The sequence below is a fragment of the Limosilactobacillus oris genome, from assembly GCF_025311495.1.
Lineage (GTDB): Bacteria > Bacillota > Bacilli > Lactobacillales > Lactobacillaceae > Limosilactobacillus > Limosilactobacillus oris_A.
In genome coordinates, this window is record NZ_CP104398.1 from 404,370 (window position 1) to 430,181 (window position 25,812).

The window sequence follows — 25,812 nt, forward strand, 5'->3', positions numbered from 1 at the left end:
GGGTACAAAAAAGCGCCTAAACTCAGCCAAAAAAGTCGAGTTTAGGCACTTGTCGTTTGATCTGTAACCGAGCTAGGCTTGCATTTTATTAAAGCGCCTATTCCCGGTCCAATTTTTTTACAAGGCGGTCGTCGAGAAGGAACGGTTCTCAAGCGCCCGTAACAGGGCATCAACCGTGTCCAGCGCCGTCAGCAGCGGGATGTTGTGTTCAATCGCCGTCTGCCGGATGATAAAGCCGTCTGAGTTCTTTGCATAGTCATGCCCCATCGTGTTGATAACCAGGTCGACCCGGTTATCCTTGAGCTTGTTGATGATGTTAACATCCCCATCATCCTCGCCAATCTTGCCGACCGTTTCGACGTGGAGGCCGTTCTCTTTCAGGAAGTCCGCGGTCCCCTTCGTTGCAAGAAGCCGGTAGCCAATCAGGGCAAAGCGCTTCGCCAGCGGCAGAATCGTCTCCTTATCGTTATCTTCAATCGTCAGTAGGACGCTCCCGTTATCCGGCAGCTGCATTTTAGCCCCAGCGAAGGCCTTGTAGAGCGCCTTTGCGAAGGTCTGGTCGCTGCCCATTACCTCCCCCGTCGACTTCATCTCGGGACCGAGGTAGGCATCAACGTCATCCAGCTTGTTGAAACTGAAGACCGGTGCCTTGACGTGAATTGTCTTGCTCTCTGGATAGAGACCATCATGGTAGCCCTGGTCCGCCAAACTCTCACCGAGGATTACACGGGTCGCCACCTGGGCCATCTCAATTCCGGTAATCTTGCTCAGGAACGGTACCGTCCGGCTTGCCCGCGGGTTGACTTCCAAGACATAGGCCTCGTGGTCGTGAATGATGAACTGGATATTCATAATTCCCCGACACTTGAGGGCAATTGCCAGCTTCTTAGTAGCGCCGACAATCTGCTGCTTGATATCATCATCAAAACTCTGTGGTGGGTAAACCGCCATTGAGTCCCCTGAGTGGACTCCGGCGTGTTCAATGTGCTCCATGATTCCCGGCAGGAGGACGTCCTGGCCGTCACAGATGGCGTCAACTTCACACTCCCGTCCTTCCAGATAGGCATCGATCAAGATTGGATGATCGCTCGCCACGTCGGCGTTTTCCTTAAGGTACTGGCGGAGCTCATCTTCGTTATAAACGATTTCCATCGCCTTTCCCCCGAGGACGTAGCTCGGCCGAACTAACACCGGATAGCCGATTTGTTTAGCGGCGTCGATAACCCCCTGGTGGGTCGTGGCGGTCAGACCAACCGGTTGCTTTAAGTCAAGCTGCTTGATAATCTCATCGAAAATCCGCCGGTCCTCAGCAGCATCAAGGTCCTTGACACTGGTCCCCAGGATCTGGACACCGTTTTTCTCCAAGCCGGCCGCCAGGTTGATTGCCGTCTGACCGCCGAACTGAACGATGACCCCTTCCGGCTGCTCAAGGTCGATCACATTCATAACGTCTTCAAGCGTCAGTGGTTCAAAGTAGAGCTTATCGGAAATGGAAAAGTCGGTTGAGACCGTTTCGGGATTCGAATTCATGACGATAGCTTCGTAGCCCAGTGCCTGCAGGGCCTTAACACAGTGAACGGTGGCGTAGTCAAATTCGACCCCCTGCCCAATTCGAATCGGGCCAGAACCGATAACCAAGACTGACTTTTTATCCGTCCGCTGGCTTTCGTTTTCCCGGTCGTAAGTGCTGTAAAAGTATGGGGTTGCCGACTCAAACTCGGCGGCACAGGTATCAACCATCTTGTAGACCGGCACAATCCCGTTAGCCTTGCGCAAGTCCCGCACTGCCGCCGGAGTCGTTTCCCAAAGGCGGGCAATTGTTGGGTCACTAAAGCCGCACTTCTTGGCCTGTCGCAGGGTAGCGACATCGTTCGGCTGGTCCTTGATTGCCTGCTCCAGTTCAACCAGGTGGGCCACGATATCAAGAAAGTAGTCGTTAATCTTAGTCAGCTCGTGCACGTCGTCAATACTGTAACCGCGGCTGAAGGCTTCGGCAATGTAGAAGAGACGATCATCCTCCGCATGGACCAACTTGTCCTCCAGGGCGGTATCGGTCGCCGCATGGGCCGACGCAGAGTACAGGTCCTTTTCGTCAATTTCCAATGAACGAACGGCCTTTTGGAGGGCTTCCTCGGCGGTCCGACCAATTGCCATAACCTCCCCAGTCGCTTTCATTTGACTGCCTAGCCGGCGGTCAGCTCGGTTGAACTTGTCAAACGGCCAACGGGGAATCTTGCAGACTACGTAGTCGAGGGCCGGCTCAAATTCGGCGTAGGTCGTCCCGGTAACCGGGTTCTTAATTTCATCTAGCGTCAGGCCAACCGCAATCTTTGCCGCCATCTTAGCAATTGGGTAACCCGTAGCCTTGGAGGCTAAGGCCGATGACCGGGAGACCCGGGGGTTGACTTCGATCACGTCGTAGTGGTAGCTGTTGGGGTCGAGGGCCAATTGAACGTTACAGCCCCCCTCAATCTTCAGGGCGCGAATCAGCTTGAGAGCACAGTCCCGCAGCATCTGGTAATCACGGTCGGAGAGGGTTTGGCTCGGTGCAAAGACGATCGAGTCCCCAGTGTGGATGCCGACTGGGTCGAAGTTTTCCATGCAGCAGACTACCATCGCGTTGTCAGCGGCGTCCCGCATTACTTCAAACTCGACTTCCTTGTAACCGGCAATTGACTTTTCAATCAAGCACTGAGTTGCTGGCGATAAGTCCAACCCGTTGGCCGCAATCGTCCGTAATTCCTCATCGTTGTGGCACATTCCCCCACCGGTGCCACCCATGGTAAAGGCGGGCCGGACAATGACTGGGTAGCCGATCTGGTGAGCAAACGCCAGCGCTTCGTCAACCGTTTCAACCGTTTGGGAAGCCGGAACCGGTTCACCAAGACGCTGCATCAGTTCCTTAAATTTTTCCCGGTCCTCGGCCTCATCGATTGAGGCCAGCTTGGTCCCCAGCAGTTGGATGCCGAGTTCATCCAACAGGCCGGTCTTCGACAAGGCTACCGCCAGGTTTAAGCCAATCTGTCCACCCAAAGTCGGCAGGATGGCATCCGGGTACTCCTTACGAATAATCCGGGAAACGGACTCGACCGTCAGCGGTTCGATATAAACGTGATCGGCAATTTCATTGTCGGTCATGATCGTTGCCGGGTTGGAGTTCACCAGGACGGTCTCATAACCTTCTTCCCGCAAGGCCAGGCACGCCTGAGTTCCTGAATAGTCAAATTCTGCGGCCTGCCCAATGATAATCGGGCCAGAACCAATCACTAAAATTTTATGAATATCCGTGCGTTTAGGCATTCGTCCGTTCACTCCTTTGTTGGTCTACCATGCTAATAAAATCGTCAAATAGGCTGTCGGCGTCGTGAGGACCGGGAGCCGCGTCCGGGTGGAACTGGACGGAGAAGGCCGGGTACTGCTTGTGGCGCAGGCCCTCAACCGTTCCATCGTTGACCTCCACGTGGGTAACCAACAGCTTTTCCGCGTCCACCGAAGCCGGATCCACGGCATAACCATGGTTTTGGGAGGTAAAGTCGATTTCGCCGGTGGCGATGTTGCGAACCGGGTGGTTGAAGCCCCGATGGCCGAACTTCATCTTGTAAGTCTTAGCACCGTTCGCTAGCGCAAAAATCTGGTGCCCCATGCAGATGCCAAACAGCGGCAGGTGCTTTTCCACCTCAGCTACCATCTTGGCCGCCGCCGTCATTTCTTCCGGGTCTCCAGGGCCGTTGCTCAGCAAAATACCGTCCGGCTTAAGGTTGAGGATTTCTTCAGCCGTCGCGGTATATGGCAGGACAATCACGTTGCATTCCCGCTCTGCCAGTTCCCGGAGGATACTATGCTTGATCCCGAAGTCGATGACAACAATGTTGCGCTTCGTTCCCGGATTCGGGTACGGCGACTTGGTCGAAACTTGGCTGATGATGTTAGCCGTTGGTGCCGCTGTCTGGAGCTTTTTAACGATGTCTTCCAGATTGGCCACACTATCAACGATGGCACCGCGCAGGGTCCCGTGATGGCGGAGCTTCCGCACCAATTCCCGGGTGTCAATCCCCTGGATCCCCGGAATGCTGCGGTGGCTGAGGAAGTGCGGTAAAGTATCCTGCATCCGCCAGTTGCTTGGCCGCCGGGCAACCTGGTGGCAGATAACACCCTTGATTTGCGGTTCCAGGGACTCATAATCATCGAGGTTGACCCCGTAGTTGCCAATCAGCGGGTTGGTAAAGACCAGGATCTGGTTGGCATAGGACTGGTCCGTAATTGCCTCTTGGTAACCCGTCATCCCTGTGGTGAAGACCACCTCACCGAGGGTTGACCGGTCGGCGCCAAAGGCTTCCCCGGCGTAAACACTGCCGTCTTCTAATACTAGGTAGCGTTCCATCATTAATCTTCCTTTCGTTCATAAACTACATGACCATCGACTAGGGTCATGACCGTCGCCCCATAAACGTGATCACCGGTAAACGGCGTGTTAATGCCCTTGGACTGGTAATCTTCCTGCTTGATTTCACTTTCGTGTTCCAGGTCAAAAATTGCGATGTCGGCAGGCTTCCCTGGTTCTAGGTGCCCCGCCTGATCCAAGCCAAACAGGTCTGCCGGTTTCGCCGTCAGCAGGTCCAAAAGCTTTGCTAGACCGCAAATACCGGTTTTGACCAGCTTCGTATACAATTCGCAGAATGCCGTCTCGCTCCCGGTAATCCCGTTAGCCGCCTTGGTAAAGTCGCCCGGCTTGTCGTCAACGGTGTGGGGGGCATGGTCGGTCGCAATCATGTCGACCGTCCCGTCCAGCAGCCCCTGAAGCAACGCCTGCCGGTCTTCTTCACTGCGCAATGGCGGGTTCATCTTATAGTTGCTGTTGCAGGTCGGAATGTCTTTGTCGGCCAGCAGCAAGTGGTGGGGAGATGCCTCACAGGTAACGTTCACCCCCTGCTGCTTGGCAAAACGGATCATGGCAATGCTTTCCTTCGTGGAAACGTGGCAGACGTGGTAGTGAACGCCAGTCGCCTTGGCAAGCACCAGGTCCCGGGCCACCTGAGCTGATTCAGACACGCTCGGTGCACCCGGTACGCCCAATTCACGGGACCGTTTGCCCTCGTTCATCACTCCACCGAAAAGGAGGGAGTTGTCTTCGACGTGGGCTGCTAGTGGCAATCCCGCGGCGGCTGCGCCCTGCATTGCCTTGTACATCGTTCCGGCGGTTTGCACCCCACTGCCGTCATTAGACACGGCAAAGGCGCCGGCTTCCTTGACGCCGGCAAAGTCAACGAGCTGGTCGCCGCTCCGCCCGGTCGTAATCGTAGCGTACTGGGCAATGTGAACCAGTCCTTCTGCCTGGTTGCGTTTAACCATTTCCGCAACTCGTTCCGGCGTGTCCGGTGTCGGTTCAACGTTTGGCATCGCACCAACGGTCGTAAAGCCACCGTGTGCCGCCGCGGCAGAACCGGTTTTAATCGTTTCCTTCTGGGTCTGACCGGGGTCACGGTAATGAACGTGAACATCGACCAAACCCGGTGCAACCAGCTTGCCACTAGCATTAATTACCCGGCCAACTTCATCACCGAGGTCGCCAAAATCGCCAAGTGCCTGAATCTGACCATCATCGATCAATACATCGGTTTTCACTAATTGACCGTTAGTATATACGGTCCCGTTTTGAATTAAGGTTTTCATTATTGCAGACCTCCTAGATGCCGTCCCCGTACTACTGCTTCTAACATCGCCATCCGCATGAAGACACCGTTTTGCATCTGCTTGAAGAAGGCCGACTTTGGTGCTTCCACCAGGTCCCCGGCCAGCTCAACGTCGTGGTTGATCGGACCCGGATGCATAATTAGACAGTCATCCTTCAGACGGTCGTAACGGTCGTGGTTAATACCGTACTGTTGATGGTACTTAGCGGCGTCGAAACTAGTTTCGTTAGCATCCCCGGCGTGCCGTTCGTGCTGAACACGGAGGAGCATCAGCACATCGACCTGGTCAACCAGCTCGTCTACCGGCAGGTACTTACCGTACTTGTCGAAGCGGTGGTCATACCAGTAATCTGGACCGGAGAAGTACACTTCCGCACCGAGACGGGTAAGGATTTCCATGTTCGACCGGGCCACCCGGGAATTGGTGATGTCCCCGACAATGGCAACCTTCAAGCCGGCAAAGTGACCGAAGTGCTCATGGATAGTCATCATATCCAAGAGACTTTGCGAAGGGTGTTGACCACTACCGTCGCCAGCATTGACAATTCCTAAGTTCAGGTGCTGGCCCGCAGCCGGGTTAATCAGCGGTTCGTAGTAGGCGTTCTCACTGGCCCGGATAACGGACAGGTCCACGCCCAAAGCATTCATGACCAGGCAGGTATCATAAAGGGTCTCCCCCTTGCTCATTGACGAGTGGGCCGCGTCAAACGGGATTTCCGTCAGTCCCAGCTTTTTCTCGGCCATCGCAAAGCTAGTGTGGGTCCGGGTTGAGTTCTCAAAGAACATGTTGGTAACATAGACCGGTTGGGTCAGTGTCGGCGTTGCGCCCCCCTGCTTGAAATATTCGGCCCGGTCAATCAGGGCGTTGATCTGGTCAACGGTTAAATTTTCAACACTTACGAAATGTGGTAATTGAACAAGTTCTGTCATTATGATTCTCCTTATACTAAAAAAGCCTGGGGCAATTGCTCCGGGCGTACTGATCGCTAGTTTTCTCGCTAGCGTAGATACCATGACGCCCTCTCTGGAGCAGAGTTAATGGTTGCTATTTAATTAATTCGACCTTATCCTGGTCATCAATTTCGGTCATATTAACCCTGACCGCCTCGCTATTCGCCGTCGGGACGTTTTTACCAACGAAGTCCGGTCGAATCGGCATTTCCCGGTGCCCCCGGTCAATCAGGACCGCAATCTGAACTGTTTGTGGCCGGCCCTGGTCCATGATGGCATCCATGGCCGCCCGCATTGTTCGGCCCGTGTAGAAAACATCATCTACAAGAATCACCCGCTGATCGTCAATCGAAACTGGCAAGGCTCCTTCTACATGGCTCTGACTTTGCGCTGCCTGACTAGGCTGGTCATCACGGTAGCCGGTAATGTCCAGGGCAATAACTGGAACCGTTGCCCCCTCGAGCTTCTTCATCTGCTCAGCGATTCGCTGGGCGATAAACTCGCCGCGAGTCTTGATGCCAATCAGGACTAGCTGGTTAGTACCCTTGTTCTTTTCGATAATCTCGTAGGTGATCCGGGTCAACGCCCGCTTCATCGCCATTGCATCGATAATCTGCTTATTCATAAACACACCTCTTTCTGCAATGCCCCAAAAGAAAAGCCCCTAGACTCATCCGTGTAGTCTAGGGGCTCCAATACCAAACAACTGGTATTCTCGTATTTTTAGCCGCACCTTACTAGCCTCACGGGACTAACTTAAAGGACATTGATTGTCTATAAAGATACCAGCTTTTAAGAAAATGTCAAGACGATCTGGAATTTTATTCTGAATGCGACATAAGATAACGTGCTTTCCACCCACGGGACTAGCACTTCCACAAAAAAAGCCCGGCAGAACCGGGCACCTGTTTGCAAGAATCTATAGGCCATGTTTTGTCGTAGGGCCACCACCAGGCAATGGCCACCCCGAGGCAATCATCTATCTCAGAGCAAAAGCTCTCCCCTGGAATCGCTTCAATTTGCTATCCAAAGCTCCCCTACCGTAGTTTGGGTTTACCGCTTGAGGGGTTTACCGCGTTCCACCAGCTGGGTTTCCCCAACTGTATCGTCACTGTGGCACTTTTCAGGAATACTCGGGCATAGTAAAACCGTAGCCGTTTTTTCCGCCGTCACCGGACCAGCCGGTGCCCCGCCTTATTTTTTCAGCGAGCACAAACACTACAGGCATCGCAGCCTGTGCGAGCATGGACCTTCCTAACACAACAATAGCTGTGCTCAATCACCCAAGACTTGCAAGTAAATATTATAAACTTTTACCGCGCACTAAAGCAAGTGTGAATCTTCGTTATTGTTATTTTCCCCACCGAGTTGGGAGCCAAAGACCCGCCGTTCCAGGTTAGATAAGCGTTTGAGGATATCCATATTGGTAGCGGATGATACCGGCTGCCGGCTAGCAGACCGACTCGGCATCGAAGAGCCTACCTCGACCTGGCGGTTTAATTCGTCAACCTTCGCTTTGAGCCGTTCGTTCTCGTCGTTCAAGCGGTCAACTTCCTTGTTGTAGGCGTCGTAGTCCTTAATCACATTGTCGAGGAACTCGTCCACATCAGCCATGTCATAGCCCTTACCAATGCTCTTTTCTTTAAACTGCTTGTGCAGGATGTCCTGCGGCGTGTAATTAATACTATCCAACCTTAAACACCTCAATCTTTAGTTTGCGTAATACACTAATAATGGTAACAAATTTAGCTTCGATTGCAAGGGCCAATTAGTAATCCTGTTCAGCCAGCTTCCGCTCCCGTTGCTCTTCGCCCCACTCGATTGCTGCTTCCTGCAGTTCATCAAAGTCCACGAGGTCGACCGGGTAGTCCTGCTGGTCACCGTACTTTTGGGCCAGTTCGTAATCGTACTTTGGCTTGCCCGGATGATCCGGGTCGTACACCATCAGCATACTGTCCGTGTGGTCCAGCATAAAGCGTTGGTACAAGCGGAGCTGCTCCGGTGACTCATAAGGCTTAGTCGTCACCTCGCGGGCAAAGTCAACTCGATCACGCAGGTTTAGCAGCCGGTCGCGGTTAGTAGCGTTCCACTGCTGACCAAAATCTGCAAACGGCAGCATCATCGCAACCTTTAACTGGCGAAAGTTCTTTTTAAGTTCTAAGGCCACCGCCGCTCCCCACTGCTCGACCCCGAGCTGGGGCCCGGTAATCACCCAGAATTCATCGTCATCCTCTTCTAGCAGACTCGTCAGCCGTTGCGTAAGGACCCGCTTGACCACGGCTACTTTGGGGTCATCATCCTGAAAAGCATTCAATTCATAACTGCGGTAGCCTGTTAACCATAAACGACGCATAATTTCACCCCCGTAACTGTTCTGTATCAATCATTTTACATTTTTTCTGGTATAATATAATGCTAGTTAGGAGAGTGAGCAAATTGACTATTCACTATCCCAATGGTCAGCACCCTCACCAATCATATCACGCTAACCGGGATTTACCGACCCCCCACCAGTCGATTTACGCGAAGCGGGGGATGTCGTTGGAAGACGAAATCAACCATAGCAACCAATACTACCTTAGTCGGCACATCGCAGTTATTCATAAAAAACCGACGCCGATTCAGCTAGTCAAAGTTGACTACCCGAAACGCAGCGCCGCAGTCATTAAGGAGGCCTATTTCCGGCGTCCTTCTACCACCGACTACAATGGTATCTATAAGGGCTACTACATTGACTTTGACGCGAAGGAAACCCGCAACAAACGTTCCTTCCCACTCAAAAATTTCCACGAACACCAAATCCGGCATATGCAAGAGTGTGTGCGGCAGGGGGGCATTTGTTTTGCCTTCATCAAATTCACCGAATTGGACCTGGTATACCTTCTACCAGCCAGCACCCTGATCCGGTACTGGGATGCCCAAACAAATGGTGGCCGCAAATCAATCCTGCTGACCGATATTCAGCAAGCGGGATTTCCTATTGACTACCAATTGAATCCGCGCTTACCATATCTTCAAGCAGTCGATCAGATTATCGCTGCAAAGAACAAAGGAGCCTATCATGTCGAATAACGAACAACCGACTCGCAGTTCTCGCCGGCAAGCCGATGAAGAACGCGACGAGGAACAACGAAGCGGCGGTTTAGTTAAGAAGATTATCCTCTCAATTGTTGGGGTCGTCGTCTTGCTATTCGTCGCTGGTGCTGCCCTCTTCTTTTACTACGCGTCGAGCGCGCCTAAGATTAGTCAAAGCGAATTAGCTAGTCAGAATGGAACAACTATCTATGACAGCCAAAATCGGGTCATCTCCCGGCTGGGCCTGCAAAAGCGTGAATACGCCAAGGATAGCCAAGTTCCCGCGACCTTAAAGCACGCGGTCGTTTCCATCGAGGACCGGCGCTTCTACAAGCACCACGGGGTTGACCCGATCCGAATCGTGGGCGCCGCGACCGCGAATATCTTTGGCCGTTCCGACGGGATGCAGGGTGGTAGTACCCTTACCCAGCAACTGGTCAAATTATCCGTCTTTTCCACGGCGGCTTCAGACCGGACCTTTAAGCGCAAGGCCCAGGAAGCCTGGCTGGCAATCAACGTTGAACGGCACTTCAGCAAAAACCAGATCCTCGATTTCTACATTAATAAGGTTTACATGGGGAACGGGGTCTATGGGATGCAGACCGCGGCCCAGTATTACTACGGCAAGGACCTTAACCAGCTCAGCCTCTCCCAACTGGCTCTGCTGGCAGGGATGCCCCAGTCACCGACCTACTACAACCCCCTGTCTACTAACACCCAGGCCGCAACGCGCCGGCGGAACGAGGTCCTAAACGCGATGGTCCGGAGCAAGTACATCACCCAGGCCCAAGCGGACAAGGCCGCCCAGGAAAGCATTACCGCTGATCTGGATTCCAGTCACGGCAATACTTCTAATGGGGACGTCAACGTTGATGAAAAGGTCATTGACCCGTACATTAAGGAAGTGCTGGCCGACCTGCAATCTAAGGGCTACAACCCTTATAACGACGGTCTGCAAGTCCACACTAACATTGACCTGGCTGCCCAAAAGCACCTCTATACCGCAGCTAACGATACCGTACCGTTCCAAAGTAGCCAGATGCAGGCTGGTGTAGCGATTACCGACCCGCATAACGGTCAAGTGGTTGCCATGCTTGGCGGCCGGCACACTGGGAACGTAGTTTATGGTCTGAACCGGGCCGTACAAACCAACCGGAGCTCTGGTTCGACTGCCAAGCCGTTAATGGATTATGGTCCGGCAATCGAGTACCTCCAGTGGCCGACCTTCAAGGCGGTTCAGGACACGAAGTTCTACTACCCAGGCACCAGCATTGCCCTTCACGACTTTGATAACAAGTACAAGGGAACGATGACAATGCGGGCGGCCCTCGTCCAATCACGGAACGTTCCCGCAATCCGGACACTGCAGGATGTCGGAATCAAACGGGCGACGACCTTCTTAAATGGTCTTGGTATTTCGCAAAAGAAGCCGTACACCCTGCAAAACGGGATTGGCCTCTACATCTCCCCATTACAAGTATCTGCAGCGTACGCAGCCTTTGCCAACGGTGGGACTTACTACGAACCATACTATATTTCTTCAATCACTACCCAGGACGGTAACGTCAAGCGCTTCAGCTCCAAGGGACACCAAGCAATGAATAAGGCCACTGCTTACATGATGACCGATATGCTCAAGGGCGTCTTCACCGATTCCCAGGGGTCTGGACGGGAAGCAAACATCAGTGGCGTTAACCAGGCCGGAAAGACCGGGACGACCAACTACCCTGGCGGCAACCAGTCTGGGGTCATGGATTCCTGGATGGCTGGTTACACCAAGAACTACTCGATTGCTGTCTGGACCGGTTATGACCGGCCACAGTCAGCCAGCCCGATTTCCGACACTTACACCAACTCCGCCCAGTGGTTATACAAGGACGAAATGCAGTACCTTGATAGCCGGAACCACGCCTCCAACTGGAAGATGCCAGACACAGTCGAAGCTGTCCGGGTCAATGGTAAACGTCAGTTGGTTATTAAGGATTCCAAGTGGGCCTTAGAGTACGCGGCAATTGATGATGACGACGACAGCAGCAGTAGTAGCAGCGAAAGCCGTTCCTCATCACTTAGCAGTTCGATTGTTTCTTCGTCTTCAGTCTTTAGCAACAATCAGGAGCAAAACAGCTCCAGTCAGACGACCCAGTCGAGCAATGCTAACACGACTACGCCGGGTAACGGGAATGGTAATCAACAGCCAAATACACAACCCAGCAACGGGAATAATAATCAATAAGTACAATTACAATTAAGACTAATACAACGGCCCATGCCAGAACTACTTTTCTCTGGTATGGGCCGTTGCTGTATTTAAAAGAGGCTGGCTGGGACGACGACGCGGAGCTAGCCTGTAGGAAGGATAACTCCGCCGCACAGCAAGGCTATTTGAACTGCTAGCCAGCTACTGCGCTGTTGCATTTTGTCTTTAAAACAGTAAGAGGCTGTGACATAAGTACTATTACTTAGATAAAAGACGAACAGCGCAGTACACAAAGGGGCTTCAGTGCTCGGCAAAGCCGAACTCTGAAGCCCTCTTTGTGCTTGCGGGGGCGTGAAGACGAAGTCATAAATGACTTCTGTCACGCTCCCTTTAAGTTTATTAAATGGAACATCATACCTGAATCTTCCGACGACCATCCTGCAAGAGGTAAATCGCGACCAGGACCAGGATAATCCCGATAATTTCCACCCAGTTCATGAAGAGGTGGAAGAAGATCACGCTCAACACTGAGGTAACGATTGGCTGCAGGGCATCCATAATGCTGACCACGTCCGATGGCGCAAAGTTCGTCGCGTGCAGCAGCAAGCCAAATGGCAGAATCGTTCCGAACAGGATTACCGTCCCCACTGATAACACGAGGGTCGTCGAGATGTGAGGCGGGTTGACCCACATTGGACGGTAAAGGTTAAACAGGACCCCGGCAATCATTGTCCCCCAGCCGAGGACAACCAGTGGCGGGTTTTTGGCAACGGCTCGCTTCGGCAGAACAACGTAGAAGGCGGCCGTGATTCCGGATCCCAGGCCCCACAGCAGGGAAACCACTGGCAGCGACAGGGAATGCAGGTTACCCCGGGTAACGCACATTACAATCCCGATCATTGCCAAGACAAAGGCAATGATGTCGCTCCGGAGGGGCCGTTCCCGCAGGATAAAAATATCCCCGAGAACAATAAACAGCGGTGACAGGTACTGCAAAATCGTCGCCGCGGAGGCGTTCCCCGTCTGGACCGCATAGTAGAAAGTCAGCAGGTTCAGCATCAGGCCAAAGATTGCGTAAGTCACAACCGAAATAGCAGTTTCCTTAGTCTTAAAGACGTCGAAAGTTCGCTTCCCATAAATGCAAAAGCTGATTGCCAGAAGAATCACTCCGGTAATCAGGGTCCGGGTCGAGAGCATCCAGGTTGCCGGAATGGCTAAGTTTTGCGAGATCAGCTGGAGCACCGTCCCGGAAATCCCCCACATAACGGAAGCGAGGGCCGCCCAGCCAATCCCTTTCATTACCTGCCGTGACAAATTACCATTATCCATTTTCATCCATCCCTTCTCTACTTCTACTCACCTAGTTTGTAAATTGGAATCTTGGGGCCACGCGGTTGTTTGCCTTTCCCGCTAGCAGCTGCTGACTGCCCCCGCTGTTCCTCAAACTGTCGTTCATGTTCCTCAATATCATGCTGACTGCGCAAGCCCTGATGAGCCCAGCTTTCCAGGATACGCTCCATATACTTCAGGTTGAGCGCACTGTTCAGGACCGCCTGGCGTAGGGCCAGCTTGATCATTACCGGGCTATAACTATCCTTGTCCAGCCAGTCATTGACGATCTGCATCTCCATTGACGACAGGGGCCGGTTGAATTCGGCTTCCAACTGGTTAAAGGTCTTCATCCGTTCATTAGCTCCCGTATCATCTTTTTGCTGGTCAGCCTGCTGCTCATCATAAAGAACCAAGCGGTTGATTAGCGGCGTAAAGTCATACACCGCCTCTTCCTTGCCGTCCGCCTGACGTTGCATTTTCTGCTCCGCAAGACCATTGACCATCATCTGGTGAAGCTGGTCAAACACCTGCACTTCGGACGTCCCCAGGTTTTTCGCTACTTGGCGGATATCGGGATTAGCCACCCCCTGGTCTTGGTACGACTTCAATTGTAAGTAGAGCACCAGCTGCGAGGTCGTCAGCCCTAACTCCTTGTAATGGTGGAGTAGCAGGTTGCTGATTAGGGTTTCCCCTGCCGCCAGGTACCGCTGCAAGATATTTTCTGCCATTTAACACCCCTCCTAGATAAGAGGTTGGAAGAAAATGCAACTTTCTCCCAACCTCTTTGTAATCTTATAGGTTATTAATCTCTTGAACATATTTCCCGGTCTTAAAATTGATCAGGTCATAGCACAGGCGGCCCTTCCCGTTACGGTAAGTGACTTCCCAGACAGCCTTATCGTTAAACACGCCCGGCGCCACCTTGAGGATTTCAGCGGGATGCCGGCGCTGCCTGGTCATTGTCCGAACCTGCTGAGCAGATAAGCCGTCCGCCTGCTTGAGCACCCGGATGTTGCCGCCTTTCTGCGGAACAATCACCAGGATCGACTGTCCCTGCTGGTTCTTGCCGGCTACTGTGTAGAAGGTACTCTCCCGATTATAGATGTAAAACTTTTGCGGATCCTGGAGATGACCGTATTTTTCGGCCAGCTGGATGGCCTGCCGGCGAGCGGCCGCTCGTGGTTGGTTGCTGACTGCGTAAGTCACCCAGCCTACCAGCAAGATTACCAGAAATACCAGCAAAACATTGCGAACCCGTTTCAGAAACGAACCGCGGCTTTGCGCTTGTTGAACTTCACGTCGACTTTGCATTCTTGCTATCCCTTCCTCAGCTTCTGATGTCAATCTTTTAGATTATATCAAAAAATTAGCAACTAGCGCTAACTAATGGTGCTTTTTAAGAAAATTATTAGCAGTCCGCACCAGCTGGTCGGTCGGCAGAATGGTAAGCGGGTAGTCCCGCTCCAAGTTTTTCATAATCGTCTGACCGTACCGACGGGTCAGGAGCCGCGGATCCAAGATTACCGCGACCCCGGTGTCCGTCTCGGTCCGGATGAGGCGGCCAATTCCCTGCCGGAGCCGCATCGTCGCTTTCGGCAACTCAGACTGGTAGAAAGGATTCTTTCCCTGTCGTTTAAGCAGGCTATTGTAAGCCCGGTTCATAATTTCGTCGGGAGAATCAAACGGCAACCGGGTAATGATCAGGAGTTCCAGGGCCGTATCCGGCAAGTCAACACCCTCCCAGAAACTGGCGGCCCCAAGCAGCAGCGCGTTTTCTCCAGTTGAGAACTGCTTTAAGATTTTTTCTCGGCTACCGGTGATTCCCTGAGCCAAAATATCACGCTGGTTAAACAGGCCGGTCTCGCGCAACTGTGAATAGACCTGGTCAACCATCAACAGGGAGTTGAAGAGGACCATCGTCTGACAGTTGCTGTCCTTGGTCAGGTCATAAATCGTCTGGGCCAGGTAGTGAACATAGTCCGCATTCTTCTGGTTGCCAGGCAGTGGAGCGTCCTTAGCAATCAGGACCTTAGAGTGGTGTTGGTAGTCGAACGGCGATGCAAAGCGCTTGGTCAGTGTTCCTCGCCGGTCTAGGTCTAGCTGCTGGTATAAATACTGCGACCGGCTCGAGCTAAAGAGGGTCGCGCCAACGAACAGCGGCTGGGCAAAGTACGGGTAGACCTGCTCCGTCAAAAAGTGGTTGACCGACAAGAGGCCCCCACGGAGGACCATCGTACTGTGCTCGGCTGACTGACGGATCGTTAGCCAAAATGCTGCCTCCTCACCCCGGTGGCGGAGGGTTTCGTTAAAACTGTTCAAGGTCGTGTCAGCGTCGACGAGCGTTGTCAGCTGACTCTGAAACTGGCTCATCAGGTAACGGTCACTCGGCAGCCACCGCCCCGCCTGCTGGCTAAAAATGTGGCGCAAGGCGGAGAAGTGCAATTGCACGCTCCCCAGCGCTTGTTCCAGCTCCATCATTACTGGTCCACCGATGTCGAGCAGTTGCTCCAGCTGTTCGTTTGCCAGCGGCTGCTCAATCAGCTCGTTGTCCGTACTCGTAGTCGACTGCTGCATAAACTGACGGTAAAGTGCCTGTTGAAACTGGTTAACGGCCTCGCTGACATGGTGCAGGTCCTCCCGGAGCAATTCAACGTTGTAGCTCCCCAGGGGGTGGTCGGCGAAAATGTTGACCAGGTTGCGCTCACTACTATTACTTACTAGGCCATCCAAAATATGAACAGCCGCCCTGATCTGCTGAAAGTTAAATTGCCGCCGCGACTGACGCAGGATGTTGCGACTGAGGTGCTGGGCCTCATCAACTACCAGGTACGGCCGCCGGGTGCCATCCCCCAGTAACTCAGCATGAGCTACCAAGTAGGAGTGGTTAGTAATAATCACGTCGGCTTGGTCGAGCCGCTTGTTCCGCCGAACCAGAAAGTCATCCCTGTAAAACTCACTCTTCGGGTTGAGTGTCCGCACACCCCGGTGGCGAATCTCGGTAAAGTATGGCGACCTCGTAGTCGTCAGGTTCAGTTCATCAAGGTCCCCTGTCGTCGTTTGCAACAGCCAGACGAGGATTTTTGCCTTAATCAGCTGGACCAGCTTGGAATCTTCAATAATACTCAGGGAGTGCACGAACTTGGCAAGGTCAATGTAATGCTGGTTGCCCTTAACCACCACGCTATTGACGGTAAACGGCAACACCTGGTTAAGCTGCCGAACAGCCTGACTATCGACCTGTTCCTGGAGCAGGTTCGTGGCGGTGCTGACGACAATCCGTTTGTCAGGGAAGGCAGCGTAGGCCAACGGCAGCAAGTAGCCGAGGGTCTTCCCACTCCCCGTCCCGGCTTCCACAACCATATTTTTGGGTTCGTCATGCGTGTAGTTATTGTAGATACTATTCATCATCTTGGCCTGGACCAGACGAAAAACGAGCTGGTCTTTAAAGAGCTTTTCCTTTGCGCGCCGGGTGGCCGGGTAACGAACCTTGGCGGTGGCTTTTTCTACCGCTACTAGCCGTTGCTTATGTAAGACCAGGCCATGACTGACGAACAGGTCCTCGCTGAGCGGCTGCGGGTGGGTACGGCGCCGTTCGAGCTCAGCCGTGAACACTTCGGCTGTCTGCTGAGGCAGGTCCAACTTCATCTGAACCAGCTGGTCAAGGGTCACCGTCGGCAGGTCATGAACCCGCTTTAAGAGGTCGACCAGCAAACTGGCGGTCGCCTCGGCGTCAGAGACCGCACTATGCGGATGGTCATGCTCGATTTGCAAGCTGCTCGTCAGGTCCCGCAGGCGGAAGCTCTTCGCCGTGGGCAGCAAGATTTGACTGAGCGTCACTGTGTCAATGGCCTTGATTGGCAGCGGTGGGTAGCCCGCCCGTTCAAGTTCCGCGTTTAAAAACGGAAAATCAAAGTTAACGTTATGGGCGACGAACGTTGTGCCCGTCAAGAGGCTGTAGATTGTCCCCGCCACATCTTCAAAGAGCGGGGCCTTGCGAACGTCCCGGTCCTGGATACCGGTCAGCTGTACGACCGCCCGGGGGATCTTCTCCCGCGGGTTAACCTTTGTCTCAAAGTGGTTGATGACCTGGCCGTCCTGGACAAGAACGCAGCCAATTTGGATAATGCGGTCACCGTGATTAACACTGGTACCAGTCGTTTCCAGATCAACGACCGAATAGATCGGCGCGGTCCGGTCACGCTTGGGTGTCCGCCGTTTATTCTTCTTTTGCAAAATATCACCGGATTTCTCCTATTTTATTCCTAATAGTATGATACACCATTCTTCCCCGGCCGCGGGGGATTAAGTCGCCGATTTCTTTAGATTTGGTTACAAGTCAAGTCCGCCCCTTTGACTTTGGACCATTTTAAGTTATGATGGAAAATGGAATTTTTATCTGAGAAAGTAGGTTACGATGGTGAAACAACAGGGGATTGGAACGAGCCATGCCAAAATTATTTTAATGGGGGAGCACAGCGTTGTCTATGGACAGCCCGCAATTGCGCTTCCGCTTCCCAACGTTAAACTCACGGCGACCATCAAGCACATGCCGACTAGCGAGCAGCTCATTGCCAGTCGTTACTATAACGGTCCACTCAGTCAACTGCCTCCGACGATGCGCGGCATTCAAAAGTTGATTGGGGCCCTCACCCAGCACTTTGCTGGCGAAAAGGATGGCTGGCGCCTGACAATCGCTAGTGAACTGCCCGCAGAACGGGGAATGGGATCATCAGCCGCAACCGCAATTGCGATTGTGCGCGCTTTTTTTGATTACTACGAAAAGTCCTTAGACCGTCCGACCCTGCTCCGGCTCGCCGACATCGAAGAGGAAGTCACCCACCGGAGCCCCTCTGGTCTGGACGCGGCCACTAGCTCATCTGCTAACCCGCTCTACTATGTCAAGGGTCAGGCCGGACAACCACTTGAAATGAAGCTCACGGCTACGATGGTGATTGCCGATACCGGAATCAAGGGGGCCACTAAGGAGGCCATTACCGACGTGCAAGCCCTCATCCGAAAGGATCCGGCAGGCGCTAACCAGCACATTGACCACCTGGGCGCACTAGTAAAAGATGTCCGTGGTTTCCTAGAACACAATGAAGTCGGTAAACTGGGGATGGCACTCGATGCCGCCCAGGCTGATCTAACAGCTCTCGGCGTCAGCAATGACCAGCTGGACCACCTGATCGCCGTTGCCCGGGCAAATGGCGCCCGGGGGGCCAAACTAACGGGGGGCGGCCGCGGCGGCTGTATGTTTGCCATTATGGAAACCGCCCTCGGCGCCCGCAAGCTCGCCAGCATCCTCAAGGAGAATGGCGCGGCGCAGACCTGGATTCAGCCACTCGACCAAGGAGGGACGATTTAATGGCGACCGCGAAAGCCCACACCAACATCGCCCTAGTCAAGTATTGGGGCAAAAAGGACCAGGAGCTGATTATTCCGCAAACGGACAGCCTGTCCTTAACGCTTGATGAATTCTACACCACCACCAGGGTCAACTTTGACCAGGAACTAACCGCCGACCAAGTAATGATCAACGGCCAGCAGCTTGCCGGACCAGCGGCCGCGAAAGTGACCCACCTGTTGGACATTGTACGACAGCGCAACGGCCTAAGTGCCCGGGCACGGGTAGATTCGCAAAACCACGTGCCCACAGCAGCAGGATTGGCCTCTTCTGCCTCCGCGTTTGCGGCTCTGGCGGGTGCTGCGAGCCGGGCGGCTGGTTTACAGCTGAGCCGGCGCGAACTTTCCCGACTGGCACGCCGGGGGTCCGGTTCGGCAACCCGGTCAATTTATGGCGGCTTAGTCGAATGGCAGGCCGGCCACGATGACCAGACTTCCTACGCGCTGCCGATTATGGAACAAGTCGATTTTGGTATTGAAATGATTGCCATCCTGGTCGATACCCATAAGAAGAAGATTTCGAGCCGGTTTGGCATGCAGCAGAGTGTTTCGACCTCTCCCTACTACCGGGTCTGGCCGGAAGTGGTCGCTCAAGACATGGCGGCGGTTAAAAAGGCCATCGCGGCCCAGGATATTGACCAGATTGGGGCCATCGCCGAGGAAAACGCCCTGCGAATGCACGCCCTGACACTCTCCGCCGACCCCGGCTTCACCTACTTTGACAGTGATACCATAACGGCGATGACCATCGTCAGGGAGCTGCGTGAAAATGGTGTCAACTGCTACTTTACAATGGACGCCGGGCCGAACGTGAAGGTCATTTATGACCAAGCCAACCGGAAAGCAGTCTACTCGACCCTGGCAGCCCAGTTTGGTACTGACCGGCTGGTAGTTGCTAAACCGGGACCGGGAATTGAGATTTGGAATGATTAATTTGGATGAGAAGGGAACTTACGCAATTGATTACTGAAAAAGCACCAGGAAAATTATACATTGCTGGCGAATACGCCGTGGTTGAAAATGGTTATCCCGCCGTGCTGGTCGCCCTTGACCAGTTCGTCACCTGCACGATCAAGGAGTCGGCGCGGGAAATGGGCCAGATTTTTAGCCGGCAGTACCACAACAACCAACTACTTTGGCGGCGAATGGGTGACCAGATGGTAGTGGATAAAAGGGATAACCCTTTCTCCTACATTCTCTCTGCCATTAAGGTAACCGAGGAATACGCCCGGCAGTTTGAGCGGGAACTGCGCATCTATGACTTGCAGATTGACAGCCAGCTTGATAGCCAGAACGGCCGTAAGTACGGCTTGGGATCTTCCGCGGCGGTCACGGTCGCCACTGTAAAGGCCCTCTGCCGTTTCTATAACCTCCCCGTAACAAAGGATGAAATTTTCAAGCTGGCGGCAATCGCCCACTTCGAGGTTCAGGGCAACGGCTCCCTGGGTGATGTGGCGGCGTCCGTGTACGGGGGCTGGATTTCCTACCACTCCTTTGACCGGCAGTGGCTCGCTCAGCAGCGGCAATACCTGGACATCAAGTCCCTGGTCGACCTCCCCTGGCCCGACCTGCAGATTGAATCACTACACGCGCCAGAAAACCTCCAGCTCCTAATCGGCTGGACCGGTAAACCGGCGTCTACCTCTCAGCTGGTCGACAAGATTTCCCTCTTCAAGGCCCGGCGGCAGGATGATTACCACCGCTTCCTCGAGGAAAGCAAGTCTTGCATCCAGCGGATGGTCGATGGCTTCCACCAGCAGGATCTTGAACGAATTAAGCGGGAAATCCGCTATAACCGCGACCTCCTCAAGCAGCTTGGAACTAACTCCGGTGTTGACATTGAAACCCCCGTCTTAAACCGTCTGTGCCAGATTGCGGAACAGTTTGGCGGGGCAGCTAAAACCTCGGGGGCTGGGGGTGGCGACTGCGGAATCGTTGCTATCGACCAGAACGCCGACTTCAATGCCGTGCTAAAGTCCTGGGCGCAGAACCACATTGAACAGCTCCCCCTTAATGTCCACTTTATCTCTGACATCAAGCGGCGGATACAGCAGCACCTGCCGTTGAATTAACCCACCGGGGCCAATCATGCACTAACGACCCATTATTTTAAGGAGTAAGTTTATGGAATCGCGTCAAGCACAACGGAAAAACGAACACCTTTCCCTCGCCAGGAAGTATTACGACCAGGCACACGCCAGCCACCCCTTTGATCAGGTTCGGCTGATTCACACGGCCCTGCCCGAAACGGCGGTAGCGGACGTTGATATTACAAGCCCGCTGACCAAGCAAATCCGGCTTAACGCTCCCTTCTACTTTGAGGCAATGACGGGTGGCAGCCAGGCCGCGCTGACTATCAACCGCCAGCTCGCGCAAATTGCTGCCAAGTACCAGCTGGCAATGGCAACTGGGTCGGTCAGCATTGCCCTGAAGGATCCCGCTGCACGGGAATCATTCACCGTGATCCGGGATGAAAATCCGGACGGAATCGTCATTGCAAACCTCAGCAGCGGGGCCAGTCTGACGGATGCCCGGGCAGCCATTGACTTATTGGGGGCCAACGCGCTGGAGCTGCACCTCAACGCCGCCCAGGAGTTGATAATGCCGGAGGGCGATCGCTGGTTCTTCTGGCTCGACAATATTCGTGAGTTAGCAACCGCCCTTGACGTCCCGGTGATTGTCAAGGAGGTTGGCTTTGGGATGAACAAAGTCGACGTTGCTAAGCTGGCGCAGGCCGGTGTTGAGGCCATTAATGTCAGCGGACGGGGCGGCACCAACTTCGCCTTGATTGAAAACCGCCGCAACCACAAGCAGGACTTCGCTACGCTTGCCCAGTGGGGGCAAACAACGCCTGAAGCCCTTTTAGAAGCCCGGGCGTCTAAGAGCGGCCTGCCAGTTATCGCCTCTGGGGGAATCAGCTCACCTGTAGACCTTATCAAGGCCGCCGCTCTGGGGGCCAGTTCCTGTGGAGTGGCCGGCTACTTCCTGAACATTCTCCAGGCAGCCGGACCAGCAGCGCTCGACCAGGAAGTCGCGGATTGGCTGACCGTGATTCCCCGCTTGCTAGCCCTGCAAGGAGTCGAACAGTTCACCGACCTCTCGGTAATGGCCGATACAGTTCTAGCCCCAGAGCTAGCAAGCTACGCCCAGCAACGCCAACTGTTATAATTTAAAGATTAAAAGTAAAAGAGGCTGGGAATAAACCCAGTCTCGTTGCTATTTTAAAGCTAAAAATGTAACAGCGCAGTAGCTGGCTGGCAGTTCAAAAGCTGATAAATCAGCATTTGACCAACCTAGCCATCCTTGCAGGTGTGGGACAACGAACTAGACAAGCTAGTTCTGTCCCACTCCCTTTTACGACTGCAATAATTAATTATTTGTTCCAGTGTTAATTACCGGCTGGGTGCCCCGCTCGCTGACAATCGCAACCATGATGTTGTTAATAATCTGGAGGCGCTGAGCGTCAGTCAAATCCAACTCGGTTTCCCGAGCAAGGCGGTCAATGGCGTCCTCCGTAATGGAGACCGCCCCCTCAACAATAATCTTACGGGCAGATAGAATGGCAGCCGACTGCTGTTTCTGCAACATTGCACTGGCGATTTCGGTTGCGTAGGCCAGGTGAGTCAGCCGGGTTTCAATAATTTCAACCCCGGCAACATTGAGCCGTTCCTGGAGCTCCGCGGTCAACCGGTCTGACACCTCTGTTGGGTTGCTCCGCAAGGTCAGGGCGTCCTCATCCTCAAAGGTATCATATGGGTACTCACTTGCCACGTGGCGGACAGCCGACTCGCTCTGAATCTGAACAAACTGCTCGTAGTCATCAACAGCAAAGAGTGCTTTGGCAGTGTCAACTACCCGGTAAACTATTACGGCAGCAATCTCAACTGGATTCCCTTGTGAGTCATTGACCTTGAGAATCTGACTATTGAAGTTGCCAACCCGTAACGATACCCGTTCCTTCTCGGTAAAGGGCACCGTCAAAAAGAGGCCGGCATCCCGGATTGTCCCGATATAATTGCCGAAGAAAGTCAGGGCCTTGGCCTCGTTTGGCTGGATAATGGTCAATGACGTAGCAGCTACTGCTACCAGCACCAGCAAAATGGCACCGATCACCGTGAGGCCCACCTGGTCAGCGGTTAACCCCCGGTAACCCAGCCAGGCAGCAACCAACGCGACTATAATTGTGAGGAGGAAGGCTAAGTAGCCGTTGATATGAAACGCATTCTTTTCTTTCATTATTGGTTGTCCTTTCTAAAAGCGTAATCCTTTGGGATAAAAGTTTTTCACCGTGCCGTTAACTAACTTACCGAAGCCGACGTTAAAGCCCTGGCAGGTTAACAGGTACCAGCCGTTGGAAAGCTCAGCCGACCCGGACAGGACATCCCCGTGAACGTAGGAACGCCACTGTTCAGTGCTAAGGTCAATCCGGCGGGTCGTTACCGCGGGGTCAATCGCCAAGGCCAGTGCTAGGGCCGGTTCAAAGCGCCGCTTTTTAAACGTCCCCAGGTGGAGACCAGGTCGTAAGGCGGTCAGCCCCTCGACGGACGACATTTCAGCTGGCAGGTCATAAAGTTGGTCACCATAAGTCAACAGTTGATGTGGCTGGTAATCCGGCATGAACCACTGGCAGAAGTCACTAAAGAATTGCCGCTGCTCCTTAGTCACCCCGTCCTGCTGGTGACTCTTGCGGTGTTTCTTTTTCTTCTTCGCTTGTCCGCTAACCGCTGGCTCTGAACCAGTAGCCGCCAGTTGGAACTTGGCGATAAAGTGCCCCTCCCCTGCAATGTGGTGGGGGAAGAGCCGCACCGCCTTGGCTAAGTCAGGATTGCCATCAGCCCACTCCGGCCGGCCATCATCCATTCCCGGGTATTTTTTGATTGGAACCATCGTTAACCCCGGGTAGGTAGCCAACAGCCAGGCAGCATTCTGCTCGTCCTCTTCCGGGGCAAAGGTACAGGTCGAATAAACCAGCGTCCCCCCTGGCTTTAACATTCTCAGTGCCGAAGCGAGAATCTTCCGTTGCCGGTTAGCACATTCGGCCGGGTAGTCAGGCGTCCAGTATTCTATTCCCGCCGGCTCCTTCCGAAACATTCCTTCACCAGAACAAGGGGCATCCACCAGAATCCGGTCGAAAAACTGGGGAAAATGCTTTTCCAAATCAGCTGGGCTCTCGTTAGTAACTACCGTCTGGGCGGTCCCCCACCGTTCCAAGTTTTCCGCCAGGACCAGGGCCCGTTTGCGAAAAATTTCGTTGGCAACTAGCAAGCCCTGATCCTTCATCTTAGCGACCAGGTGGGTCGTCTTGCCACCAGGGGCCGCACAGAGGTCAAGAACCCGCTCGCCTGGTTGGGGAGCAACCACCTCGCCGACGTACATGGCGGACGGTTCCTGGCTGTAAATTGCCCCGGCGACATGGTCGAGCGACTTGCCATCCACCGGTCCCCGGTAGCCGGTCGGGACATACTCCACCTTTCCTACCGCCCTCTCAAGCGTCGCGGTCGGTGCCGCCTTAGCCGGGTTGACCCGAAAACCGCCGGTCGATGGCTGGTCAAAGGATGCCAAGAAGGCCGGTGCCTCGTCACCGAGCAGGCGCTGGTATTTGTTAATAAACGCATCTGGTAGTATCATCAATTATCCCTCATTTCTCTTCCCCACTATTATACAGTAATTTCTGGCCGCCACGAAACAGTTCACATTTAGCAGCAATTCCCGTATAATTATTTGATAAGTATTTTTTATAAAGGAGTGACGAACGTGGATCAGCACTTAATCGCCCTCGATCTCGACGGGACCACGTTAAATAACCAGTCCACCCTCACCCAGGAAACTATCCGTACCCTGCGAACCCTTGCGGATGAAGGCCATATCGTCAGTATCATTACCGGTCGGCCCTACCGGATTGCCCGGCATATCTATGATCAAATTGGAATTAAGACACCGATGGTCAATTTCAATGGTGCCCTGACGCACATCCCCCACGAGGCTTGGGATGGTGAATACGAAGTGGCACTGACCCGGGAACTGGCGCTGGACCTGCTTGCCAACCGCGAACAACTCGGCATCAAAACAATCACCGTTGAAGACAAGTACCGGGTCTGGGCAAACCACCCCACTAAGGACCTGCCCGAATTCTTACCGGACCACCTCCGGGATGACCAGCTGCTGACGGCCGAGAACCTTACTGGCCGACCGATCTCATTGATTATCGAGTACCAACCGGGCCAGGCTGAAAAAGTCATTAAGGCGGTCAACGAGAAGTATGGCACCTTCGTAGAAGCACGGGTCTGGGGCGGTCCTTACAATATTCTGGAACTAATCCACCGCGGCACGCACAAGGAATCAGGAATGTACTACGTTGCCAAGCAGTACCAGATTAGCCGGTCCCACATCATTGCGTTTGGCGATGAACATAACGACCTGGAAATGCTGGATGCTGCCGGCCGCGGGGTCGCAATGCAAAACGCGATTCCAGACATCAAGGCGATTGCCGACGACGTCACTCCGGTTGATAACGACCACGACGGGTTGGCAAAGTATCTTCAAGAATACTTTAAACTTAGTATTTAAAGCACCTTAATGACGTAACCGATAATGAGGAGGATAAAAAGACCGGTAACCACAGTGATGAAGCTGCGGTGCTGGTTGACAAAGCGGTCGGTAGCCAGCAAGACCAGGCAACCACCACAGGCAATGATCAAGCCCAGGACAACCATCATCATCCGCTGCGGGGTGTTGGTCACAAATGCCGCCCCAACAATCAGCAGGCCGACAAGGGCGAGGAGCAGAGAGAGTTTTGTTCGCATCCTATTACCTTCGGGATAATTAAAGTGCAGTAATTTAATAATTATTAGCACTTTTGATACTTTATTTAAAAATTTTGTTATAATGAAGGCGAAGGCGATTTTGCAATCACCTTCGCCAACATACTTCTACTAGGGGAACTGTGACCAGGGTGTCATGGCTCCCTTATGTATTTTAGCATGCTTTTTCTGCCAGTAAAAGCCGAAGCATAGCAAGAGCTGAAAACGAAATTTAACTAAATCGGCTGATAAATAAAGAATAGGCATTTAGACGTTCGTCTTTGCCCGCAAAAAGTCTCAGAACATTTCCTAACGCTTCACTGGGCCCCCGCGCCAGAGAAAAAAGCCTCTCTGCCGTTTCTGG

The 25,812-nt window shown here is 53.4% G+C and carries 21 protein-coding genes and 1 other RNA gene; 7 read left to right on the plus strand and 15 right to left on the minus strand.

What is annotated here, in order from left to right; translation table 11 throughout:
* Window positions 1-117: 117 nt before the first annotated feature.
* The 8 genes from carB to N4599_RS02115 form a co-directional block, all read right to left on the minus strand.
* Complete coding sequence (gene carB, locus N4599_RS02080; RefSeq protein ID WP_260901660.1) at window positions 118-3,300, minus strand: carbamoyl-phosphate synthase large subunit; 3,183 nt, start codon at window positions 3,298-3,300, stop codon at window positions 118-120.
* Window positions 3,293-4,381, minus strand: coding sequence for a glutamine-hydrolyzing carbamoyl-phosphate synthase small subunit (carA, locus tag N4599_RS02085; RefSeq protein ID WP_191364093.1), 1,089 nt, complete (start codon window positions 4,379-4,381; stop codon window positions 3,293-3,295). Before carA ends, carB begins: the two co-directional genes overlap by 8 nt.
* Window positions 4,382-4,383: 2 nt before the next feature.
* A complete protein-coding gene (locus N4599_RS02090; protein WP_191364081.1) occupies window positions 4,384-5,670 on the minus strand; it encodes a dihydroorotase in 1,287 nt (428 codons plus the stop codon).
* Window positions 5,670-6,620, minus strand: a complete 951-nt coding sequence (locus N4599_RS02095) for an aspartate carbamoyltransferase catalytic subunit (protein ID WP_062812585.1) — start codon at window positions 6,618-6,620, stop codon at window positions 5,670-5,672. The genes N4599_RS02090 and N4599_RS02095 overlap by 1 nt, the downstream gene beginning before the upstream one ends.
* Before the next feature lie 115 nt (window positions 6,621-6,735).
* The gene (pyrR, locus tag N4599_RS02100; RefSeq protein WP_191364080.1) at window positions 6,736-7,266 is read right to left on the minus strand and encodes a bifunctional pyr operon transcriptional regulator/uracil phosphoribosyltransferase PyrR; all 531 of its coding nucleotides are present in this window, start codon (window positions 7,264-7,266) and stop codon (window positions 6,736-6,738) included.
* Between the two features lie 292 nt (window positions 7,267-7,558).
* Window positions 7,559-7,932: RNase P RNA component class B (gene rnpB / locus N4599_RS02105), an RNA gene on the minus strand.
* 32 nt (window positions 7,933-7,964) lie between these two features.
* Window positions 7,965-8,333: a cell division regulator GpsB gene (gene gpsB, locus N4599_RS02110; protein WP_003713516.1), complete on the minus strand. Its 369-nt coding sequence runs from the start codon at window positions 8,331-8,333 to the stop codon at window positions 7,965-7,967.
* A gap of 76 nt (window positions 8,334-8,409) precedes the next feature.
* The gene (locus N4599_RS02115; protein WP_260901666.1) at window positions 8,410-8,994 is read right to left on the minus strand and encodes an SLOG family protein; all 585 of its coding nucleotides are present in this window, start codon (window positions 8,992-8,994) and stop codon (window positions 8,410-8,412) included.
* 83 nt (window positions 8,995-9,077) lie between these two features.
* Here N4599_RS02115 and recU point away from each other — a divergent pair, with 83 nt between their 5' ends.
* Entirely contained in the window at window positions 9,078-9,713 is a 636-nt protein-coding gene (gene recU, locus N4599_RS02120; protein WP_191364092.1) for a Holliday junction resolvase RecU, read from the plus strand.
* Window positions 9,703-11,949, plus strand: a complete 2,247-nt coding sequence (locus tag N4599_RS02125) for a PBP1A family penicillin-binding protein (RefSeq protein WP_191364078.1) — start codon at window positions 9,703-9,705, stop codon at window positions 11,947-11,949. The genes recU and N4599_RS02125 overlap by 11 nt, the downstream gene beginning before the upstream one ends.
* 375 nt (window positions 11,950-12,324) lie before the next feature.
* Here the strand turns inward: N4599_RS02125 and N4599_RS02130 are convergent, their stop codons facing one another.
* From N4599_RS02130 to N4599_RS02145, 4 genes are all read right to left on the minus strand, one after another.
* Window positions 12,325-13,248 (minus strand): DMT family transporter, encoded by a 924-nt coding sequence (locus N4599_RS02130; RefSeq protein WP_003714920.1) that lies wholly within the window; start codon window positions 13,246-13,248, stop codon window positions 12,325-12,327.
* A gap of 17 nt (window positions 13,249-13,265) precedes the next feature.
* Window positions 13,266-13,973, minus strand: coding sequence for a DnaD domain-containing protein (locus tag N4599_RS02135; protein ID WP_003713364.1), 708 nt, complete (start codon window positions 13,971-13,973; stop codon window positions 13,266-13,268).
* A gap of 64 nt (window positions 13,974-14,037) precedes the next feature.
* Complete coding sequence (locus N4599_RS02140) at window positions 14,038-14,556, minus strand: cell wall elongation regulator TseB-like domain-containing protein (RefSeq protein WP_260901673.1); 519 nt, start codon at window positions 14,554-14,556, stop codon at window positions 14,038-14,040.
* 72 nt (window positions 14,557-14,628) lie between these two features.
* The gene (locus N4599_RS02145; RefSeq protein WP_191364076.1) at window positions 14,629-17,478 is read right to left on the minus strand and encodes a helicase C-terminal domain-containing protein; all 2,850 of its coding nucleotides are present in this window, start codon (window positions 17,476-17,478) and stop codon (window positions 14,629-14,631) included.
* A gap of 181 nt (window positions 17,479-17,659) precedes the next feature.
* Here N4599_RS02145 and mvk point away from each other — a divergent pair, with 181 nt between their 5' ends.
* From mvk to fni, 4 genes are read left to right on the plus strand one after another with little or no spacing between them, the layout of a single operon-like run.
* Entirely contained in the window at window positions 17,660-18,610 is a 951-nt protein-coding gene (gene mvk, locus N4599_RS02150; protein ID WP_260901675.1) for a mevalonate kinase, read from the plus strand.
* Window positions 18,610-19,581 carry a diphosphomevalonate decarboxylase gene (mvaD, locus tag N4599_RS02155; RefSeq protein WP_191364074.1) on the plus strand — a complete coding sequence of 324 codons (972 nt, stop codon included), beginning with the start codon at window positions 18,610-18,612 and terminating at the stop codon, window positions 19,579-19,581. The genes mvk and mvaD overlap by 1 nt, the downstream gene beginning before the upstream one ends.
* 26 nt (window positions 19,582-19,607) lie before the next feature.
* Entirely contained in the window at window positions 19,608-20,720 is a 1,113-nt protein-coding gene (locus N4599_RS02160; protein ID WP_191364073.1) for a phosphomevalonate kinase, read from the plus strand.
* Between the two features lie 52 nt (window positions 20,721-20,772).
* The gene (gene fni, locus N4599_RS02165; protein ID WP_260901679.1) at window positions 20,773-21,816 is read left to right on the plus strand and encodes a type 2 isopentenyl-diphosphate Delta-isomerase; all 1,044 of its coding nucleotides are present in this window, start codon (window positions 20,773-20,775) and stop codon (window positions 21,814-21,816) included.
* Between the two features lie 201 nt (window positions 21,817-22,017).
* On the opposite strand, the gene N4599_RS02170 is transcribed toward fni, so the two are convergent.
* Together N4599_RS02170 and N4599_RS02175 are read right to left on the minus strand one after the other, a co-directional pair.
* Window positions 22,018-22,884 (minus strand): SPFH domain-containing protein, encoded by an 867-nt coding sequence (locus tag N4599_RS02170; protein WP_191364071.1) that lies wholly within the window; start codon window positions 22,882-22,884, stop codon window positions 22,018-22,020.
* Window positions 22,885-22,899: 15 nt separating this feature from the next.
* Entirely contained in the window at window positions 22,900-24,276 is a 1,377-nt protein-coding gene (locus N4599_RS02175; protein ID WP_191364070.1) for an RsmB/NOP family class I SAM-dependent RNA methyltransferase, read from the minus strand.
* Between the two features lie 126 nt (window positions 24,277-24,402).
* Between N4599_RS02175 and N4599_RS02180 the strand changes: the two genes are divergently transcribed.
* Window positions 24,403-25,215, plus strand: a complete 813-nt coding sequence (locus N4599_RS02180; RefSeq protein ID WP_191364069.1) for a Cof-type HAD-IIB family hydrolase — start codon at window positions 24,403-24,405, stop codon at window positions 25,213-25,215.
* Here the strand turns inward: N4599_RS02180 and N4599_RS02185 are convergent.
* The gene (locus N4599_RS02185; protein ID WP_191364068.1) at window positions 25,212-25,451 is read right to left on the minus strand and encodes a hypothetical protein; all 240 of its coding nucleotides are present in this window, start codon (window positions 25,449-25,451) and stop codon (window positions 25,212-25,214) included. The genes N4599_RS02180 and N4599_RS02185 overlap by 4 nt on opposite strands.
* Window positions 25,452-25,812 lie beyond the last annotated feature (361 nt).

What these genes read in the sequence shown, in the direction of transcription:
- carB (WP_260901660.1), bottom strand. Translation starts at nt 3,300, where the DNA reads ATGCCTAAACGCACGGATATTCATAAAATTTTAGTGATTGGTTCTGGC.
- carA (WP_191364093.1), bottom strand. Translation starts at nt 4,381, where the DNA reads ATGGAACGCTACCTAGTATTAGAAGACGGCAGTGTTTACGCCGGGGAA.
- N4599_RS02090 (WP_191364081.1), bottom strand. Translation starts at nt 5,670, where the DNA reads ATGAAAACCTTAATTCAAAACGGGACCGTATATACTAACGGTCAATTA.
- N4599_RS02095 (WP_062812585.1), bottom strand. Translation starts at nt 6,620, where the DNA reads ATGACAGAACTTGTTCAATTACCACATTTCGTAAGTGTTGAAAATTTA.
- pyrR (WP_191364080.1), bottom strand. Translation starts at nt 7,266, where the DNA reads ATGAATAAGCAGATTATCGATGCAATGGCGATGAAGCGGGCGTTGACC.
- N4599_RS02115 (WP_260901666.1), bottom strand. Translation starts at nt 8,994, where the DNA reads ATGCGTCGTTTATGGTTAACAGGCTACCGCAGTTATGAATTGAATGCT.
- N4599_RS02125 (WP_191364078.1), top strand. Translation starts at nt 9,703, where the DNA reads ATGTCGAATAACGAACAACCGACTCGCAGTTCTCGCCGGCAAGCCGAT.
- N4599_RS02130 (WP_003714920.1), bottom strand. Translation starts at nt 13,248, where the DNA reads ATGAAAATGGATAATGGTAATTTGTCACGGCAGGTAATGAAAGGGATT.
- N4599_RS02135 (WP_003713364.1), bottom strand. Translation starts at nt 13,973, where the DNA reads ATGGCAGAAAATATCTTGCAGCGGTACCTGGCGGCAGGGGAAACCCTA.
- N4599_RS02140 (WP_260901673.1), bottom strand. Translation starts at nt 14,556, where the DNA reads ATGCAAAGTCGACGTGAAGTTCAACAAGCGCAAAGCCGCGGTTCGTTT.
- mvk (WP_260901675.1), top strand. Translation starts at nt 17,660, where the DNA reads ATGGTGAAACAACAGGGGATTGGAACGAGCCATGCCAAAATTATTTTA.
- mvaD (WP_191364074.1), top strand. Translation starts at nt 18,610, where the DNA reads ATGGCGACCGCGAAAGCCCACACCAACATCGCCCTAGTCAAGTATTGG.
- fni (WP_260901679.1), top strand. Translation starts at nt 20,773, where the DNA reads ATGGAATCGCGTCAAGCACAACGGAAAAACGAACACCTTTCCCTCGCC.
- N4599_RS02170 (WP_191364071.1), bottom strand. Translation starts at nt 22,884, where the DNA reads ATGAAAGAAAAGAATGCGTTTCATATCAACGGCTACTTAGCCTTCCTC.
- N4599_RS02175 (WP_191364070.1), bottom strand. Translation starts at nt 24,276, where the DNA reads ATGATACTACCAGATGCGTTTATTAACAAATACCAGCGCCTGCTCGGT.
- N4599_RS02185 (WP_191364068.1), bottom strand. Translation starts at nt 25,451, where the DNA reads ATGCGAACAAAACTCTCTCTGCTCCTCGCCCTTGTCGGCCTGCTGATT.